At 63.1% G+C, this 17,419-nt stretch carries 14 protein-coding genes; 1 reads left to right on the forward strand and 13 read right to left on the reverse strand.

What is annotated here, in order from left to right; translation table 11 throughout:
- Window positions 1-128 precede the first annotated feature (128 nt).
- Window positions 129-2,534 (forward strand): TonB-dependent receptor, encoded by a 2,406-nt coding sequence (locus VM99_15435; protein ID AKK01769.1) that lies wholly within the window; start codon window positions 129-131, stop codon window positions 2,532-2,534.
- Window positions 2,535-2,903: 369 nt separating this feature from the next.
- Here VM99_15435 and VM99_15440 read toward each other — a convergent pair whose 3' ends face one another.
- The 13 genes from VM99_15440 to VM99_15500 form a co-directional block, all read right to left on the reverse strand.
- Entirely contained in the window at window positions 2,904-5,288 is a 2,385-nt protein-coding gene (locus tag VM99_15440; protein AKJ99389.1) for a nucleotide cyclase, read from the reverse strand.
- 142 nt (window positions 5,289-5,430) lie between these two features.
- Window positions 5,431-7,704 carry a 50S rRNA methyltransferase gene (locus VM99_15445; protein AKJ99390.1) on the reverse strand — a complete coding sequence of 758 codons (2,274 nt, stop codon included), beginning with the start codon at window positions 7,702-7,704 and terminating at the stop codon, window positions 5,431-5,433.
- A 1,074-nt stretch (window positions 7,705-8,778) separates the two neighbouring features.
- Window positions 8,779-9,798, reverse strand: a complete 1,020-nt coding sequence (locus tag VM99_15450; GenBank protein AKJ99391.1) for a dihydroorotate dehydrogenase — start codon at window positions 9,796-9,798, stop codon at window positions 8,779-8,781.
- A gap of 97 nt (window positions 9,799-9,895) precedes the next feature.
- Entirely contained in the window at window positions 9,896-11,104 is a 1,209-nt protein-coding gene (locus tag VM99_15455; protein ID AKK01770.1) for a hypothetical protein, read from the reverse strand.
- A gap of 203 nt (window positions 11,105-11,307) precedes the next feature.
- Entirely contained in the window at window positions 11,308-11,754 is a 447-nt protein-coding gene (locus VM99_15460) for a hypothetical protein (GenBank protein ID AKJ99392.1), read from the reverse strand.
- Window positions 11,735-12,436: an oxygen-regulated invasion protein OrgB gene (locus VM99_15465; protein AKJ99393.1), complete on the reverse strand. Its 702-nt coding sequence runs from the start codon at window positions 12,434-12,436 to the stop codon at window positions 11,735-11,737. Before VM99_15465 ends, VM99_15460 begins: the two co-directional genes overlap by 20 nt.
- Entirely contained in the window at window positions 12,408-12,974 is a 567-nt protein-coding gene (locus tag VM99_15470) for a secretion system protein (GenBank protein ID AKJ99394.1), read from the reverse strand. Before VM99_15470 ends, VM99_15465 begins: the two co-directional genes overlap by 29 nt.
- Window positions 12,961-13,683 carry a pathogenicity island 1 effector protein gene (locus VM99_15475; protein ID AKJ99395.1) on the reverse strand — a complete coding sequence of 241 codons (723 nt, stop codon included), beginning with the start codon at window positions 13,681-13,683 and terminating at the stop codon, window positions 12,961-12,963. The genes VM99_15470 and VM99_15475 overlap by 14 nt, the downstream gene beginning before the upstream one ends.
- Window positions 13,680-13,988 carry an invasion protein PrgJ gene (locus VM99_15480; GenBank protein AKJ99396.1) on the reverse strand — a complete coding sequence of 103 codons (309 nt, stop codon included), beginning with the start codon at window positions 13,986-13,988 and terminating at the stop codon, window positions 13,680-13,682. The genes VM99_15475 and VM99_15480 overlap by 4 nt, the downstream gene beginning before the upstream one ends.
- 58 nt (window positions 13,989-14,046) lie before the next feature.
- A complete protein-coding gene (locus VM99_15485; protein AKJ99397.1) occupies window positions 14,047-14,307 on the reverse strand; it encodes a protein MxiH in 261 nt (86 codons plus the stop codon).
- Window positions 14,308-14,314: 7 nt separating this feature from the next.
- On the reverse strand, window positions 14,315-15,490 hold the full coding sequence (locus tag VM99_15490) for a type III secretion system protein PrgH/EprH (GenBank protein ID AKJ99398.1): 1,176 nt from the start codon (window positions 15,488-15,490) through the stop codon (window positions 14,315-14,317).
- A gap of 126 nt (window positions 15,491-15,616) precedes the next feature.
- Window positions 15,617-16,111: an invasion protein IagB gene (locus VM99_15495; protein AKJ99399.1), complete on the reverse strand. Its 495-nt coding sequence runs from the start codon at window positions 16,109-16,111 to the stop codon at window positions 15,617-15,619.
- Window positions 16,108-17,367: an invasion protein regulator gene (locus VM99_15500; protein ID AKJ99400.1), complete on the reverse strand. Its 1,260-nt coding sequence runs from the start codon at window positions 17,365-17,367 to the stop codon at window positions 16,108-16,110. Before VM99_15500 ends, VM99_15495 begins: the two co-directional genes overlap by 4 nt.
- Window positions 17,368-17,419 lie beyond the last annotated feature (52 nt).

Below are 17,419 nucleotides of genomic sequence, written 5' to 3' on the forward strand. Positions count from 1 at the left end.
GTCTTTCCGGTTTACCAAAGGCCCAACGTCTTACTAGCAGCCAATAGAAATAGTTCTCAGTAACATTCTGACGAGAAAAAATAATGCCAGCACCGCTAGGACTGAAACCGCTCACCCAGGCTCTACTGATCCGTCATTCGTTTCGACCGCATGTCCCGGTCCTCTGCGCGCTGGTCCTGGGCCTGCCGCTGACGGCCCAGGCCCAGAGCCTGCCGATCAACATCCAGGCGCAACCGCTGGGCAGCGCGTTGCAGGAGTTCGGTCGCCAGACCAACCTGCAAGTGCTCTACAACCCGGCCGACGTCAGTGGCCTGCGCAGCACCGCGGTGAGCGGTGACCTGGAGCCGGCCGCCGCCATGGCCCGGTTGCTCCAGGGCACCCCGATCGCCTACAGCGTCCAGGGCAACAGCATGACACTGCGCAGCCGCAACGATGGCGCGGGCCTGGACTTGGCGCCGATCAACATTTCGGGCACCCAGGAGTCGGCATGGGGGCCGGTGGATGGGATCGTCGCGAAAAAAACCGGCACCGGCACCAAGACCGACACGCCGCTCAACGAAGTGCCGCAGACCGTCAACGTCATCACCCAGGACGAGGTCAAGCTGCGTGGCTCGCAGAGCGTCACCGAAGCCCTGCGCTACACCGCCGGCATGACCGGCGGCGGTTTCTCCGACCGTGTGACGATCTTCGACGAACCGACTTCCCGCGGCTTCATCCCGACGCCGCTGTACCTCGACGGCCTGCACCTGCCCTACGGCGGCGGCAGCACCGGCGGCGCCCTGCAGATCGACCCGTACACCCTGGAGCGCATCGAAGTGCTCAAGGGCCCGGCCTCGGTGCTCTACGGCCAGAACCAGCCGGGCGGGATCGTCAACATGGTCAGCAAGCGCCCCACCGCCACGCCGTTGCATGAGGTGACCCTGGGCGCCGGCGACAACGACCGCAAGAAACTCGGCTTCGACCTGGCCGGCCCGCTGGATGACCAGGGCGAATTCCTCTATCGCCTGACCGGCGTGGCGGAGGATTCCGGTTCGGAAATCGACTACGTCGAGAAAAACCGCATGCTCCTGGCGCCGAGCCTGACGTGGAACCCGAGCGACGAAACCAGCATCACCTTCTTCGCCCAGTACCAGAAAGACCACGACACCCCGTCCGCCCAGGGCCTGCCCGCCTCCGGCACGGTGCTGCCGAACCCGAACGGCAAGTACAGCCGCTCGACCTTCTTCGGCGAGCCGGACGTGAACAAGTACAACCGCGAGCAGTTCGTCGTGGGCTATGAGGCCTCCCATGAACTCAATGATGTCTGGACGCTGAAGCAGACCGCCCGTTACGCCCAGGTCGATGACCAGTACGTGGATCCGCTGCACGGCTACGGCTTCATCGCCAACCCGGTCACCGGGGCCAACGACCAACGCTACATGCGCCGCTACGGAGTGGACTGGTCGCAGACCAACAAGGTCTACAACATCGATACCACTGCCCAGGCCAAATTCCACACAGGGGCACTGGACCACACCGTCTTGCTGGGCGTGGACCACTACCATTTCGAATCGAAGTTCCTCGGCCTGTACGATCGCAGCGCGTCGGCCATCGACATGTACAACCCGGTGTACGGCGGCGCGATCAATTTCAGCTCGCCCTACCGCTGGGACAACACCGTTCGCCAGACCGGGCTGTATGTCCAGGACCAGCTCAAATGGGACAAGTGGTTCCTCACGCTGGGCGGCCGCTATGACTTTGCCGAAACCGACAACAAGCGTCCGCTTGACGGGACCAGCACCAAGACCCGGGATGAAAAATTCAGTGGTCGGGCCGGCTTCGGCTACCTGTTCGATAACGGTCTGACGCCTTATGTGAGCTACTCGGAGTCATTCCTCCCCGTCACTGACACCGGGTTTGGCAACACCGCGTTCAAGCCGACGACAGGCAAGCAGTACGAAGCCGGGATCAAGTACGAACCCAAGGCTATCGACGGTTTTATCCAGTTGTCGGTCTACGACATCGTGCAAAAGAATGTGGTGACGTCCAATCCGCTCACCCCCGGCTTCAGCGGCCAGTCCGGTGAAGTGCGTTCCCAGGGCATCGAGTTGGAAGGCAAGGTCAACCTCAACAAGAACGTACGGGTGATCGGTTCGGTGTCGCGCAACGACATCGAGTACACCAAGGACAACGACGGTCGCGAAGGCCGTCACCCGGCCAGTGCGCCACCCCTCACCGCCTCGGCCTGGATCGACTACACCTTCACCGGCGCCAGCCCCCTGGCCGGTCTCGGCGCGGGCATCGGCGCACGGTATGTGCGCGAGAGCTACGGCACCGACTACGAAGGCGCATTCACGATTCCGTCCTACACGGTCTACGACGCCATGATGTCCTACGACTTCGAGAAATCCCCGCTGCACATCAAGGGCGTGAGCGTGCGGATGAACATGGAAAACCTCGAGGACAAGAAATACGTCGCCAGTTGCCGCAGCAACTGGGACTGCTACTACGGCCAGGGCCGCACCCTCACCACCGACCTGACCTACAACTGGTAACCCTCACCGCCGCAAAGGATTGCGGCTGAGGTTGTCTGGACTGCCGTCTTCGCGAAGAAGAGGCCAGGCCTGTCCAACATCTCCATCAACTGACCCACCGCTTTCGCGGGCAAGCTCGCTCCCACAAAGGATTTACGGTGAACACACATCTGTGGTCGCCAATGATCAACCTGTGGGAGCGGGCTTGCTCGCGAAGACGGCGGTACATTCAACATCAATGCAAACTGACCCACCGCTTTCGCGAGCAAGCCCGCTCCCACAAGGGATTTACGGTGAACACACATCTGTGGTCGCCAACGATCAACCTGTGGGAGCGGGCTTGCTCGCGAAGACGGCGGCACGGTCGCATCATCACTCACTGACCCATCGCTATCCCAACTGCGTTTCCACGCGATCCCGCCCAGCCTGCTTGGCGGCATACACGCCCGAGTCGGCCCGTAGCAACAAGGCATCGGCGCCCTCACCGGCGCGCCAGGTGGCGATGCCGAAGCTGGCGGTGACGATTCCCACGTCCTCGATCGGGGCCGAGCGCAAGCCTTCCCACAGTCCCAGGGCCAGGGCATAGGCACTCTCGCTGTCCGTGTCCGGACACAACACCACGAACTCTTCCCCACCCAATCGGCAGAACACATCGGTACGTCGCAACCGCTGGGCAACCCGCTGGCAGACCGCCTGCAACACCCGGTCGCCCACCGCATGGCCATGCTGGTCGTTGATGCGCTTGAAGTGATCGATGTCCAACATGATCACCGCCAGCCCCCCGGAACCACGCTCGACCCGGGACATCTCCGAGGTCAGTCGCTCCTGGAAATAACGGCGGTTGCGAATCCCCGTCAAGGCATCGGTAACCGACAGCGCCCGCAGTTCTTCCTCCACCCGCTTGAGGTCGGAAATATCCGAGATGTAGCCGTGCCACAACACCCCGCCGCCGGGCAGTTCCTCCGGCGTGGCCTCGCCCCGGACCCAACGCAGGCCCCGCTGCGGCAACTGCAGCCGGTATTCTTCACGCCAGGGGCTCAAGGTATCGGCCGACGCACGAATCGAGCTGCGCACGCGGCTGGCGTCCAGGCAATGAATGCGCGAGAAAATCGCCTCGGCGTTCTGCACCAGCACGTGCGGCTCCAATTCGTAGATGTCGCGAATGCCGTCGCTGGCGTAGATCACACTGAAACGGCCGTTGAAATCCATCTTGAACTGATAGATGCCGCCCGGCACATGGGCGCTGAGTTTCTTCAGCAACAGGTCCCGTGCCGCCAGGGCTTCGTGGACGCGCTTGCGTTCGGTGATGTCGATGCAGATCGCCAGGTGCCCGACCCACAGCCCCTGGTCATCGAGCATCGGCGTGGCCAGCATGTTCACGGTCAGATGGCTGCCGTCGCGACGCACCAGGGTCCATTCCCGTGCCTGCTGGCCGCCCTGCTCGCCCCCCTCGAGCAACATCGCGTGACAGGTGGGGATCGGCTTGCCGAAACGCGCACCGAGCTGGGCGGCCCGGGCCTGGAGTTCACGCGGCACATGCAGGCTTTCGAGGGTCATGCTTTGCAGGACCTCGCTGCTGGGGTAGCCGAGCATCTGTTCGGCGCCGGCGTTGAAAGTCGTGATGACGCCGCGCAGGTCCGTGGCGATGATCGCCACCTCCGTCGCCGCATCCAGCACCCCGCGCAACTGGCCATGGGTGCCGCGCAGTTCCTGCTCCCTGGCCCGCAATTCGCGGGTGCGTTGCTCCACCAGTTTCAGTGCCCGTTGCCGCTGGCTGACCAGCACGTAAAGCAAGGCGCTGAGCAACAGGCTGAGCAAACCACCCAGCACCACCAGGCTTGCCGCCGATGAGTGGTTGGTTGTCAGGAACGTCCGGCTGGGCCGCAACTCCACCCGATAATCGCGATCGGCCAGACGCACTCGGCGGGTCTCCGACAATTCGCTGTGGCCGGCCGGGGTGGGCGATTCGAACAGGGCTTCCTCGCGATCGTCCGCAGACAGGTCGATAACCCGCATCGACAGATTGTCATGACCGGCCGTCGGCAGGCCGTCGCCCGCCAGTTGGCGCATGCTGATGGCCGCGACCACATACCCGAACGGTTCGGTGGCCCCTGGTCGGGTGACCGGTGCCGCCAGCAACACGCCGCGGGTGAAGGCCGGATCGACGCCAATCAGGTCCAGTGGCTGTGAAACCGCCAGCCGGCCACTCTGCCGCGCCCGGTCCAGGGTGGCCCGCCGAACGGGCTCGAACAGCAGGTCCATGCCCAAGGGCGAGCCATAGGAGGCCTGGCTTTGCACGTAGAGCACCGGCACATACTCGTCCCGCTCGGCGGCCGGCCGCAGACCACCGCTGCCGTCGGCTTCACGGACGGTGAAGTTTATCGAGCCGTCGGCCCGCGCCTGCTGTTCGAACGCCAGCCGTTCGTCCCGTCGCACCCTGGGCGCCCAGGCAAGCGCCCGGGTACGTCGCAACAAGGCTTCGGCGTACCCGCGGAATTCGTCATTGGACACCGACTCCGAGTTGGCGAAGAAGCGCCGCAGGCCATCCAGACGCTGCTCCTGCTCCTGGAAGCGCTCCTCGATCCGGCTGAAACGCTCCTCGGCCTGCAGTTCGAAGCGCTGGCGCAGTTGCTGGCCGAACAGGTTCATCATCGCCCAGCTCAGCACCGCCGTCAGAAAGCTGCCGGCCAGCAAGACCAGCGTTGCCACGAGCCAGGCCGAGACGTCTTCGCTGATAAAGCCCAGGATCCTGGGGCGCACCTGATGCAAGGCCATAAACACGACTCAAAAAGGGCCAGGCAGTAGGTTCAACCCGGCCACAGGCTAAGTTATAGCTATTAGCCATCATTTTGACCAGCCCCAAGATGAGCTGAAAGCCTTGAGTTACAAGGCCTGCGTGGATCCAATCAGCAATCGATCAACGGGCGGTGATCTTCCAGGCACGGTGGATCTTGCCGTTGCGGGCAAAGTCCGGATCGATGGTCTTGGCGGTGATTTCCTCCACCGCGTAGCGCTCGCCGAGGTTGTCCTCGAGCTGGAACTTGCGGAAGTTGTTGGAGAAATACAGCACGCCACCCGGTGCGAGGCGGGCCATGGCCAGGTCCAGGAGCTGGACGTGGTCGCGTTGCACGTCAAAGATCCCTTCCATGCGCTTGGAGTTGGAGAAGGTCGGTGGATCGATGAAGATCAGGTCGTATTCGTCGCGACTGGCTTCCAGCCAGGCCATGACGTCGCCCTGCTCCAGGCGGTTCTTGTCGGAGAAACCGTTGAGCGAGAGGTTGCGTCGCGCCCAGTCCAGGTAGGTTTTCGACAAGTCGACACTGGTGGTGCTCCGAGCACCGCCCTTGGCCGCATGGACGCTGGCGGTCGCGGTGTAGCAGAACAGGTTGAGGAAGCGCTTGCCGGCCGCCTCTTTCTGGATCCGCAGGCGCATCGGCCGGTGGTCGAGGAACAGCCCGGTGTCCAGGTAGTCGGTGAGGTTGACCAGCAGCTTGACGCCACCTTCGTTGACCTCGGTGAACTTGCCCTGGGCGCTCTGGCGCTCGTATTGCTTGGTGCCGCTCTGGCGTTCGCGACGCTTGATCACCACGCGGCTCTTGTCGACGCTCAGGGCCTGGGGAATGGCCGCCAGGGCATCGAACAGCCGGGCCGAGGCCTTTTCCGGGTCGATGGATTTCGGCGCGGCGTATTCCTGCACATGGACCCAGTCATGGTACAGGTCGATGGCCATGGCGTATTCCGGCATGTCGGCATCGTAGACCCGGTAGCAGTCCACACCTTCACGTTTGGCCCACTTACCCAGCAATTTGAGGTTCTTTTGCAGGCGATTGGCGAACATCTGCCCGCCTTCGCTCAAGCGTGCCTGCTCCACCACCGGGGCGGGGACAGGAGCCGGCTTGATCGGGTTGCCATTCTTGTTGTACTGGCGCTCCTGCGTTGCCGCGGGCGCTTGCTGGTCAAGGAGGGCCTGCTCGCGCTCGGCCTGACGCTGTTCCGGGGTGCGACGCTCGCCGGTGACGAACTGGTCCGGCAGCACCTTGATCAGCAACAATTTGCACGGCAAGGCGCCGTTCCAGAACGAATACTGCTTGTGGCTGCGGATACCCATGCGCTTGCCCAGGTCCGGCGCGCCGGTGAACACAGCGGCCTCCCAGTTCAGGCAGGCCTGGCGCAGGCGCTCGCCGAGGTTCTGGTAGAGGTAGAGCAGGCTCGCTTCGTCGCCAAGCCGCTCGCCGTACGGAGGGTTGCAGATGACCAGGCCTTTCTGGTTCTGGTCCGGGCGGGGTTCGAAGGTGGCGACTTCGCCCTGATAGATCTTGATCCACTCGCTCAAGCCGGCACGCTCGACGTTGTTGCGGCCCGGCTGGATCAGCCGTGGATCAGCCTCGTAGCCGCGAATCCACAGCGGCGGCTTGGCCAGCCCGGCGGCAGCGCGGGCGGTGGCCTCTTCGTGGAGTTTCTTCCACAGCGCCGGCACATGGCCGAGCCACGCGGTGAAGCCCCACTGCTGGCGACGCAGGTTCGGCGCCATGTCGGCGGCGATCATGCCGGCTTCCACCAGGAACGTGCCCACGCCGCACATCGGATCGGCCAGCGCCCCGCCTTCGGCGGCGATGCGCGGCCAACCGGCCCGGATCAGGATCGCGGCGGCGAGGTTTTCCTTCAGCGGCGCAGCGCCCTGCTGCAAGCGATAGCCGCGCTGGTGCAGGCTGTGGCCGGAAAGGTCGAGGGACAGGATCGCTTCGCCACGGTCCAGGCGCAGGTGGATGCGCAGGTCCGGGTTGAGCTTGTCGACGGACGGCCGCTCGCCCGACGGGGTACGCAGCTTGTCGACGATGGCATCCTTGACCTTCAAGGCGCCGAAGTGGGTGTTGTCGATGCCCGAACCGTGTCCGCTGAACTCCACCGCCAGGGTGCCGTCGGCCAGCATGTGGTCTTGCCAGTCGACGTCCAGCACGCCGTGGTACAGGTCGTCGGCGTTCTTCATCTCGAACCGCTTGAGGACCAGCAGCACCCGGTTGGCCAGGCGCGACCACAGGCACAGGCGGTACGCGGTCTCCATGTCGGCCATGCCGCGCACGGCCGAGGTGTGCTCGCGCGCCTCTTCAAGGCCAAGCCCGACGGCTTCCTCGATGAGCAGGCCTTCGAGGCCCTTGGGGCAAGTGAGGAAGAGTTCGAAACGGTCGGACATGGGGATTCCAGCGCCTTTGGCTAAGTGGACCGGGCAACGCATTGCCGGGTCGGGTTCAGTCAGGTGCTTTTCTCAAGAGCACCCGCGTGGCACGAAGGTGTGCCGCTCCACCCTCGCCGCTCAGGTTAAAAGAGCTTAGATGCGGGGGCAGATAAAAAATTCTGTGCAACAAATTGTGAAAACCCGACCCTTTCGTCGAATAGTACCCGAGTGCAACGGGAGGACATTCTCATCCGGGTCAGGACCGCGCCTTTGAGCGCAGGGCTGATCATACAGGGGTCTTGCTCAAAAGCGGACGCTGAACATCAAGTTACTTATCGCCCTAACATCTTTATTGTTACGTGCTTATGACAAAACGATCATTCCATCCATGTGACGCTTTGGTTAGAACTCAACACAGGTTGACGTCGCCACGGCGCCAACACCTTGGCTCGTCACGCCGGCAACGAGCCACCAACGGCAGAATGATTCTGCCCCGGCCCCGACAAGGGCCGACGCTAAAGAAACAGTCAACAAGTGAGGGCAACACCCTATGAGAAGACTTAAGCGTGATCCGTTGGAAAGAGCATTTTTACGCGGTTACCAATATGGCGTTGGTGGTAAATCCCGTGAGCTTTGCCCCTTTACTCTACCGTCAGTACGTCAAGCCTGGATCAACGGCTGGCGAGAAGGACGCGGCGACAACTGGGACGGTATGACCGGCACTGCGGGTATCCATAGACTCAACGAACTTCACGCCGTCGGCTGACACAGGGCTTAACACTCAAGAACTCGACAATCTGATGTGCCAATCGATTTAACCACGCGCGTCCCATCCGGACGGCGGGCTACGGCCCAGGGGCTCCTTCGAGGAGCCCTTTTTATTGCCGGAATCTTATGAACAACGCCGATGCCTGGCTGTGAACACAGGTGTGGCGAGGGTGCTTGCTCCCGCTGGGCTGCACGGCAGCCCAAACACCATGACACACGGTGATTCAGTCATATCGCGTTAGCAGATTTCGGGAGTGCTTCGCACTCCAGCGGGAGCAAGCTCCCTCGCCACAATGGATTTGCCCGATTTTCAGAAAGGCTGAATCAACCCAACGCCGCAATCGCATCCACCGACTCACGAATCAACGCCGGCCCCTTGTAGATGAAGCCCGAATAGATCTGCACCAGACTCGCACCGGCGCTGATCTTCTCGGCGGCATGCCGTCCCTCGGTGACCCCGCCCGCCGCGATGATCGGCAAGCGCCCCGCCAGTTCGGCGGCCAGGACCTTCACCGTGTGGGTGCTCTTGTCACGCACCGGCGCGCCAGACAAGCCGCCCGCCTCGTCACCGTGTTCCAGCCCTTCGACACCTTCGCGCCCCAGGGTCGTGTTGGTGGCGATCACCGCGTCCATGCCGGTCTCAACCAGGGCCTGGGCCACCTGGGCGGTTTCTTCGTCGCTCATGTCCGGGGCGATCTTGATGGCCAGCGGCACATGCCGGCCATGGATCACCGCCAGTTCCGCACGACGACGGGCCAGGTCGGCCAGCAGTTGCTTGAGGGAGTCACCAAATTGCAGGCTGCGCAGCCCCGGGGTGTTCGGCGAGCTGACGTTGACGGTCACGTAGCTGGCGTGGGCGTAGACCTTGTCCAGGCAGATCAGGTAATCGTCGACGGCGCGCTCCACCGGTGTGTCGAAGTTCTTGCCGATGTTGATCCCCAGCACGCCCCGATACTTGGCCGCCGCCACCCGGGCGAGCAGATGGTCGACACCGAGGTTGTTGAAGCCCATGCGATTGATGATCGCCTCGGCTTGCGGAAGGCGGAACAGCCGCGGCTTGGGGTTGCCCGGCTGCGGACGCGGGGTGACGGTGCCGATTTCCACGAAACCGAAGCCCAACTGGGCGAACCCGTCGATGGCCGCACCGTTCTTGTCCAGCCCCGCCGCCAACCCGACCGGGTTAGGGAATTCCAGGCCCATCACCGTCACCGGCAGTTTCGCCGGGGCCTTGCACAGCAAACCGTTAAGCCCCAGCCGCCCGCCCGCGCCGATCAGGTCCAGGGACAGGTCGTGGGAAGTTTCGGGGGAAAGTTTGAACAGCAGCTCACGGGCCAGGGTGTACATGGGCGGGTTTGACTCGATCGACGAAATGAGCCGCGGATTATAGCCGGGGTGGAGCGCTGGGAGCGAGCAGCCGATGGCTGCCCACTCTTGGGCTGGATCAATCCGTGGTCGTTTCCTGCAGCGTATGGGTGTTGCTGGTTTGCTTCAGGTTGGCAAAGATAAGTGGAAAGTAAAGAAACATCATCATCACGGCGAAACAGCCATTGAGAAGATGGCCCTGGGTATCCTCTCCGAAGTCGTACTCGCTCAACAAAGCGCCTGCCGCACCTACGACCAGACTGACAGCGTGGCCATACGATAGGCGTGCCCCCGCCACATTCACGAATGCATCGGCTAATTGAGTCCTGGTGGGCCACTGAACACCCGCGCGAACCTCCAACGCCATTTGTCGTAAAGACTCCGGATCAGAAAAGACCGAATCCGACCCTGGCTGGGGGGATAGCACATGCCAACTCTTGCAGATAATCAAGGTAGACACATCGGCTACCATTCCGAGCGCATTCAATCCGGCTTTGATAGCGTCCGCCCCGAAATCGTGATCCATCGCCTCGACGGCCCTGGCAGGCCCACTCAATGGCATGACCTTACCCAGTTCCGCCAATGCAAATTGAAACGCGCCATAAGCCGCTGCTGTAACAGCGGTTGACGCTGCGTTCGCGGAACCTGCGTTGTCTTTCAAAGGGAAAAAGGATTGAGCCAGCGCCCGGGCCATGATGTACACGACCCCGCCGGCCATTGCAGGGAAAAGCTTTGACGCCGTTCCCGTGAGAACGGCCGCGACACAGCCTCCCAGCGCTGCAGACGCTATGCACACACTCCCCAGCCGAGATTTCCAGCTCGCCTCCCCTGAGACCTCTCTGCGGATAGCCCCCATCAGCGTCAACGCTGGCCCCGTCATTGCCAGCGCCACAGCCGCCCATGCCCGCGTGGCCTCAGGTGTATCACCCGCACCCAGAGCGTGTTCGACGAGATAGCCAACGTACTCGCGCAACAAGGTGGTCAGCGCAATGATTACCCCCGTGTTCCCGGCGACATTCAACAGATTGAGACCTGGCCCCTTGGCGGATTCGAGCAGTTCCATGCCAGCCTCAAGTACAGACTTCAAGCGATCCTCACGATTCTCGCAGCCTTCGGCCCTTTCATTTATTAAATCAAAAATTGCATGGCTGTCAGGCTCGTGAAGCGTTACACCGGTTTCGACAAATTGCGTAATCTGATCGGTTACATCGCGATCGTACTGTCCCAGATCGGCAGAGAGTTCCTTCAGCGAGGCCGTCGTGGCATTACCCAGATGCACAAAACCCATTGCGACATGTTTAGGCGCCCCCAATTGGTCCAATTGAAAATCAGTAGTGTCCAGCAGTACAGATTCAAGCGTCGCTGATGTTTCTACCGAACTAGTTGAAGATGAAACGAAATCACTTCGGGCGACATCTGTAGAAATGCTCGCACCTTGTCCAATTTGCATGGTTATTTTTCCTTGCTCTCATATAAACCATCAAAACTTTCTCACCACTCACTCCTCTCCCACGCCTCATCCCCCATCGGCTCAAACACCTCACGCATCCACCCCGTGACAAACACCTCCATGGCAAACGCCAGCCCATTGGCGCCGCTGATCTCTTTGTAGAGCCGGGACTTTTCCAGCCCCTCGTCCTTCAATCGAAACAGCACCTGCAACGTGACCGCCTTCAATGCGCTCGCGGTGGGGTACGCCGCGGTGTGGCCGTCTGGCCCTCGCAGCCCGCGCAAAAATTCATAGAGGGCCTTTTCGCCCTGCCCCTCCATCCCTAACAGCCATTGATACAGTTGCTCGAACCCAGGGTCAGGACGCTTGGTGGCGGTCAATGGTTCATGGGCGGCCAGCAAACGCGATTCCAATGTTTGCACCGGGGAGCTGGCGTCGCGATCGAGGGCAACGGTGCCGGGTGTGGGTTCAATCTTCACAAGGCACATCGGCAGACGCGGTGTGTGGGGCGAAACTGGCGCACAGCGCCGACAGGGCTTGCAACGCGGCCTGGTCCAGCACGCGCACCGAATCCGGCAAGTCGGCAATGCTCGCCAACAAGCGCGGCGCGAGCCGCTCGCGCGTGGCTTCCAGGTCGAACTCCAGCAGTTGATCCGCCAGCCGCAGCACGTAGCGATCCTGCGGGTGGTACTCCAGGTGCAGTTCACCCGACCAGTGCTTGCCCACGCACTCGCGCATTTCATCGCCGCGCGGACGACAGTGTTGCGGCAATAACACCTGCAACACCGCGTCGCTGTCGCCGGCTTGCCCGACCAGCCAGCGCGCCAGCATGTCGTCCAGCCATTGGGGCTGATTCAAGGCCTGGGCGAGCAGATCGCCCGCAGCCCGGATCAGTTGCTGGTGCAGTTGTTGGCCGAGGGTTTGGGCGGTCAACAAGCCTTCCGCCAACTGCCCGGCCGCCCGCAGGATGCCCTCGGCATACCCCTGCCGAAACGCCTCAGCGTGCACCGCTTCGGCCTCGCGCCGCGCCTGTTCGAGACATTCTCGGGCCCGGCGCTGGGCTTCGAGTTGCAGGCGTCGACGGCGGCGGGCGGCGGCGATGTCCTCGCGGGCCAGGTGCACGTCTTCGTCAACGGGCAGGTCAGCGATGGATCGGATCGAGTCGAGCATGCTGCACCGCCAGGAAGAAAAGCGTCGGGTCCGGTTCAGGGACCGGCCACTGCCGATGCAAGCCCACGACCGGTTCGGAAAACTGCAAGGCCAGGCACTCCAGCAGCCACGGTGGGACCTGCCTGTGCCAGCCCCACAGCGCATTGAGGCCGGCCGCTTCGACCTGCTCGATTGAAACCGGCAGGCCCGCGACCGGCAGGCCGCCGCGGGCCCCTAGGCGACAGCCGGCGAACCGGCGCACCGACGCCGGCAGGCATCGCCATGCCGCCCCTCGCGCCAACGCGGGCCACAGCCGATAGGCCCCCATCAGCAACGCCACGCAGGGCAACTGCCGCCACTGGCGAACCCACTGTTTTGCCACGCCGCCCAGCGCTGTCGAAGGCAGCGCCAGTGGCAGCGCCAGCCCATCACGCAGCATGTCATTGAGCCGCCGGCGCGCCTCTTCGCCCTCGAAGTCCGGCGGCACCACCAGGCGCTGCGGGTGCAGATAAGCCAAAGGCTCGACGAGAAGACGCCGCAGGCATTCAACGTCCGACATCACGTCGCCTCACACCGGCAAAGTGGTAAAGCCAGGCCGCTCCACCAGCCACCAGTAGTCCGCTCATCACCCCCAACAACCACGGCCAGGGCGAATACCCTTGGGTGGTCAACCGCGATGGCGCAACGTGCTGGGTCGGCGAGCGCCTGGACAGCACCACCGAGATGTTCTCGTAGTCCACCGCGGCGAAACTGTTCTTGAGGAAACGCTTGATGTCGTTGATCAGCAATTGCGCCTCGACGTCGCGCTCATGCAACACCATCGCCGAGAGGTGCACAGGCGCAGGCTTGCGACCGCCCTCGCCGGCGTCCAAGTCATAGCTGATGTGGACCCGCGCCGACACCACCCCTTCGAGCACCCCCAGCGATTGCTCGACGCGCTGTTCCAACGCCGAATACAACCGGGCCTTTTCCGCGCGGGGCGAGGCCACCAGGGCGTCGGCGGGAAACATCTCGGAGACTTGCAGGCGCGGCCTGGAAGGCAGCGCGTAGAGGTTGAGCAGGTCGACGGCGGCGGCAAAATCCAGTGGATCGATCTTCACCGCGTAACCGGTCTTGCCGGTGTCAACCTTCACCGCGGCAATGTTGTTGCGCTGCAACACCGACAGCACTTCGTTGGCCTGTTGCTGATCCAGACCCTCCAGCAGGCTCGGCTGGCGGCACCCCGCCAGGGCCAGGCACAGCAACACGCAACAAAGGCTCGTTCTCATGAAGCACGCAACAGGGTTTCGGCGGTGCCCACGGCCTTGCGCACCATCACGTTGAGCAAGTTGATGTCGACGTTGTATTGCCCGGTCAGCTCCTGCAACTGGGCCAACACGTCAGGGTCGGTGACGTCGGGGCGGCGCAGCAACTGACCGATGGCCGAGACATCCTGCCCACTGTCAACGAAAGCCCTGGCATAGCTGTCGATCAGTCGCGACTCCAGCGAAACGATCGGCCCCTCCTGGGGGCCATGCAATTCAGCGATGGCCAACCGCTCGATGGCCGACGGGTAAAGACCTTGCAAAGGCATACGGTGCACTCATGAAAGGGCCATCGTCACACGCGATGGCCAGCCGAAAGAGAAAGCGTCAACGCGCCGCCTGGATGATCGCCATGTCGATGTCCTTGAAGCCCTTGATCGTGTTGGTCTGGGCGTTGCGAAAGACCGTGTACGAGGAAAACGCGGTCTGGTAGGCCGCCAGCAGCCCAGGGTCGGACGCATCGTTTTTCAGCTTCTCCAGCGCTTCGTCCAAGGCTTCCTTGAGTTTCTTCGCACCCTCTTCGAATGCCGCGGCCTGCTCACCGAGAAAGTCATCGGGGAATGTGATGGGGAGTCCGATACCAGCCATGCGTTACCTACTCTGTCTGATTTAGAAAATGCCAGGACGAAGACCCCGTCTTGACGTAGCCCTGGGGGCCGGTTTGAAACGACTTGCCCTTGAGCGCGTCGTCCTTGAGCTCGACGGTGAAGTGCACGTAGCGATCCCCCCACTGCCGGTAAAAATCGTCGACGTACTGGCGCGCCGCAGCCAGCTCGGCATCTTGCAAGTTGCCCTCGACGGCGAACGTGACACTGTCGCTGTGCTCGACCCGGCTGAAGGCCAGCGAGAGGCGTTGCAAACCGCCCTGGGCCAGGTCGGCCAGTGTTCGGTCATCCTGCATCTGCAGCAGGACATCGCGGGCATACGGCGCCGCCGCCAGCAGTGTTTCGAGCAGGCGCGCCTGGCTGTCGGGCGTAAGCAGGTTGCGTTGTGCGCTGAGCCACAGGCGCGGCAATGACGGGTCCTTGAGATCGAGCACATGCCAGGCCAGTTGCGGGTCATGGTCGATCAGCACCTGCTCCAGCCGACGCCGCTCCTGCTCCAACAGCAGCACCGTGCCCTCGAAGCCGGGGTGGCGAGTCAGCACCTGACGGCTCCAGCCGGCATCGCGCTCGCTGGAAACGAACACGTACACCGCCCCATCGCGCCCGCCCAGCACCTGTACCTGGGCGCTGGCGCCGGCAATCAACGCGCGAACGGCGGTTTCAGGCGCCGGTCCCGGTCGCGCCACGAAGCCGAGCCCAATCGCCAGTGCAGCCAGCACCAGGCCGCAGGCGATCCAACGGGGCCGTGGGCTGTTCCACGCGATGGGGGCGGCTGCATGATCAGGCGCAGCGCTCGGATGCTTGAAAAGATCGGGCGCCCAAACTTCGTTCTGGGCTCGCAAGGCGATGTACAAACCACCGACCTGGACCCTGGCCTGGAAGGCCGCATGGCGAACCTCGACCGAATCGCCGAGCACCCGCAACGGCACGCCCTGCGGCGTGGCCTGGTCGGCCAGCACCTCGAAGTTACAGCCACCGGTCTGCAGTGGAACGAAAATGGCCTCGGCAGGCACACCGGCCGAAAGCGCGCCCTCCTCCAACAGCTCCACCGCCCCGACCACGAACACCGTGGTGCCTTCGCCCAGCGCAAACTCGCAGCCCTGCAACGGGCCATTGAGTATCCGCAGGACGCAAGGCTGTAGCGTAGGGGTCGTCGGCACTGTCACCGTCCAAACTCCAGGGCAGTCGAATGAGCCGCCATGGTAGGCACTGCGCAAACAGGCTTCCTGATCGAAATCTGCCGGTTGTGCCGCGCAAGGGATCAGAATCCCGAGCAAGCCCCGTGGCGAGGCTTATCCGTCCGACGGTTCGGTTGCAGGTCGTCCTGGCTGGCCCTGAGTGAGCGCTTGGTAGCGCTGCCAGACCTTGCGCGCGTAGCGCAGGCGTGCGGCCTGGCGATGGGGTGAGTTGCCCGCGTTGTAAGCGCCGACCGCCGTCCAGTTGTAGCCATGGCGGGCGATGAATTCGGCCAGCACCGACGCCCCGACTTCCACCGACAGGCACGGCTCTTCCAGCAACCGCCGCTCGGTGATCCCCTGGCGTTGCAGGCGCGGCAGATGGCTGCTGTTGACCTGCATCAGGCCAATGTCGCGGGTGCCGTTGCGGTTGTGGTTGATCGCGCCGGGCTGCTGCCCCGACTCGACCTCGGCAATCGCTTGCAGCAGCTCGGGTTCGATGCCATGCAACTGCCCGGCCTTGCTCCAGCACCAGGCATTGGCCTGCGTCACGCCCAGGCCCAGACCGAGACACACCGGCCAGCACAACCAAGGATTGCGACGCCCCTTCATGCCAGGCGCCGCTCGCCGGCCCAGGTCAGCTGCTCGTCAATGCGCCCCTTCAACAGTCGGGCCCGGACACAATCGGGATCGTGCGCCAGGCACTGGTCGATGACGCTCGCAGCCAGTTCGTTACGGCGCCAGAACCAGTGATGCCAGGCGTGAAAGTACAACACGTCCGCCTGATCGGCCGACAACAGGCAGCGTCGAAACAACACCTCGGCCGCCTGTTCGCAGCCGCGCAGACTGGTAAGCAAGGCCAATCGCGTCAACGCCGGCAGGCTGCCGGGGTCCAGTGCCAAGGCCTTGGAAACCGCCACATGGGCCTCTTCGATGGCCCGCACCTGATCGACCACCCCGATCATCGCCTGCCCGAGCCAGACATCGGCCATGCCGCACCACGGTGGCGCGTACCCGGCATCGAGGTTCACACACTGCCTGAACAGCACCGCCGCATCGCGCAGGCTCTGGACCGTGTGTCGTTGCACTTGGCACAGCCCGTTGAGATAAGCCACCGCCACCGGATAGGCACCACACCGATCACCCACCGGGCGTAGGCCGGGTACGCGCTGGGCCACCAGACACGTCAGCGCGCCCAACGCCTCGCCGGCATCGCGGGCGTCCAGCGTCTGCCCATGGAGCAACGCCTGGTCGGCGCCGCGCATCAACTCGACCGACCACAGCGGCGCCGCGCCCGAACCGCTGAAACGCCCACTCAGGCAGTAATCCACCGACAACCGCCCGACCCACGAGCACACATCCTGCACGGCCCCACAGGCCGCGATCATGCCCGAGGGAATAACCCGCAACGCCTCGCCGAACGCCACGCTCAACTGACGGATCATTACATCCTGCAGATCCAGCGCCGCCGTCTCGTCCAGATTGCGAAACGGCAGCACCGCCAGCGAAGGCGCCGTAGCCCTCGCCTGGCTCGGCCCATCGAGCGCCACCACCGGGCAGGTGAATCGATACCCCTGGCCGTACACCGTCGCGATGAAATCCTTGTTGTCCCTGAGCAACTTGCGCAAAGCATAGATGCAGCGGGTCAACGACTCCTCGGCCGTGTCCATGCGGGGCCAGACCTGGTCCAGCAGGTGGTCCTTGCCGACCACCGAACCCGCCGAACCCAGCAACAGGCGCAGCACGTGCAATTCTTTGGGGGGAACATGGACACCTTGTCCGTCTCGCGTCAGCGTTCCATCGCTTTGCAATAGCCAGTGGTCGAACACGAATGATCCGACCGGCGTTTGATCAGTTGCACTGTCCATACTCTGAGATTTCTCTATAGAAAGTTACTGAAGCGCAATTGAGCCTGCCGGG

The organism is Pseudomonas chlororaphis (genome assembly GCA_001023535.1).
Classification (GTDB): domain Bacteria; phylum Pseudomonadota; class Gammaproteobacteria; order Pseudomonadales; family Pseudomonadaceae; genus Aquipseudomonas; species Aquipseudomonas chlororaphis_E.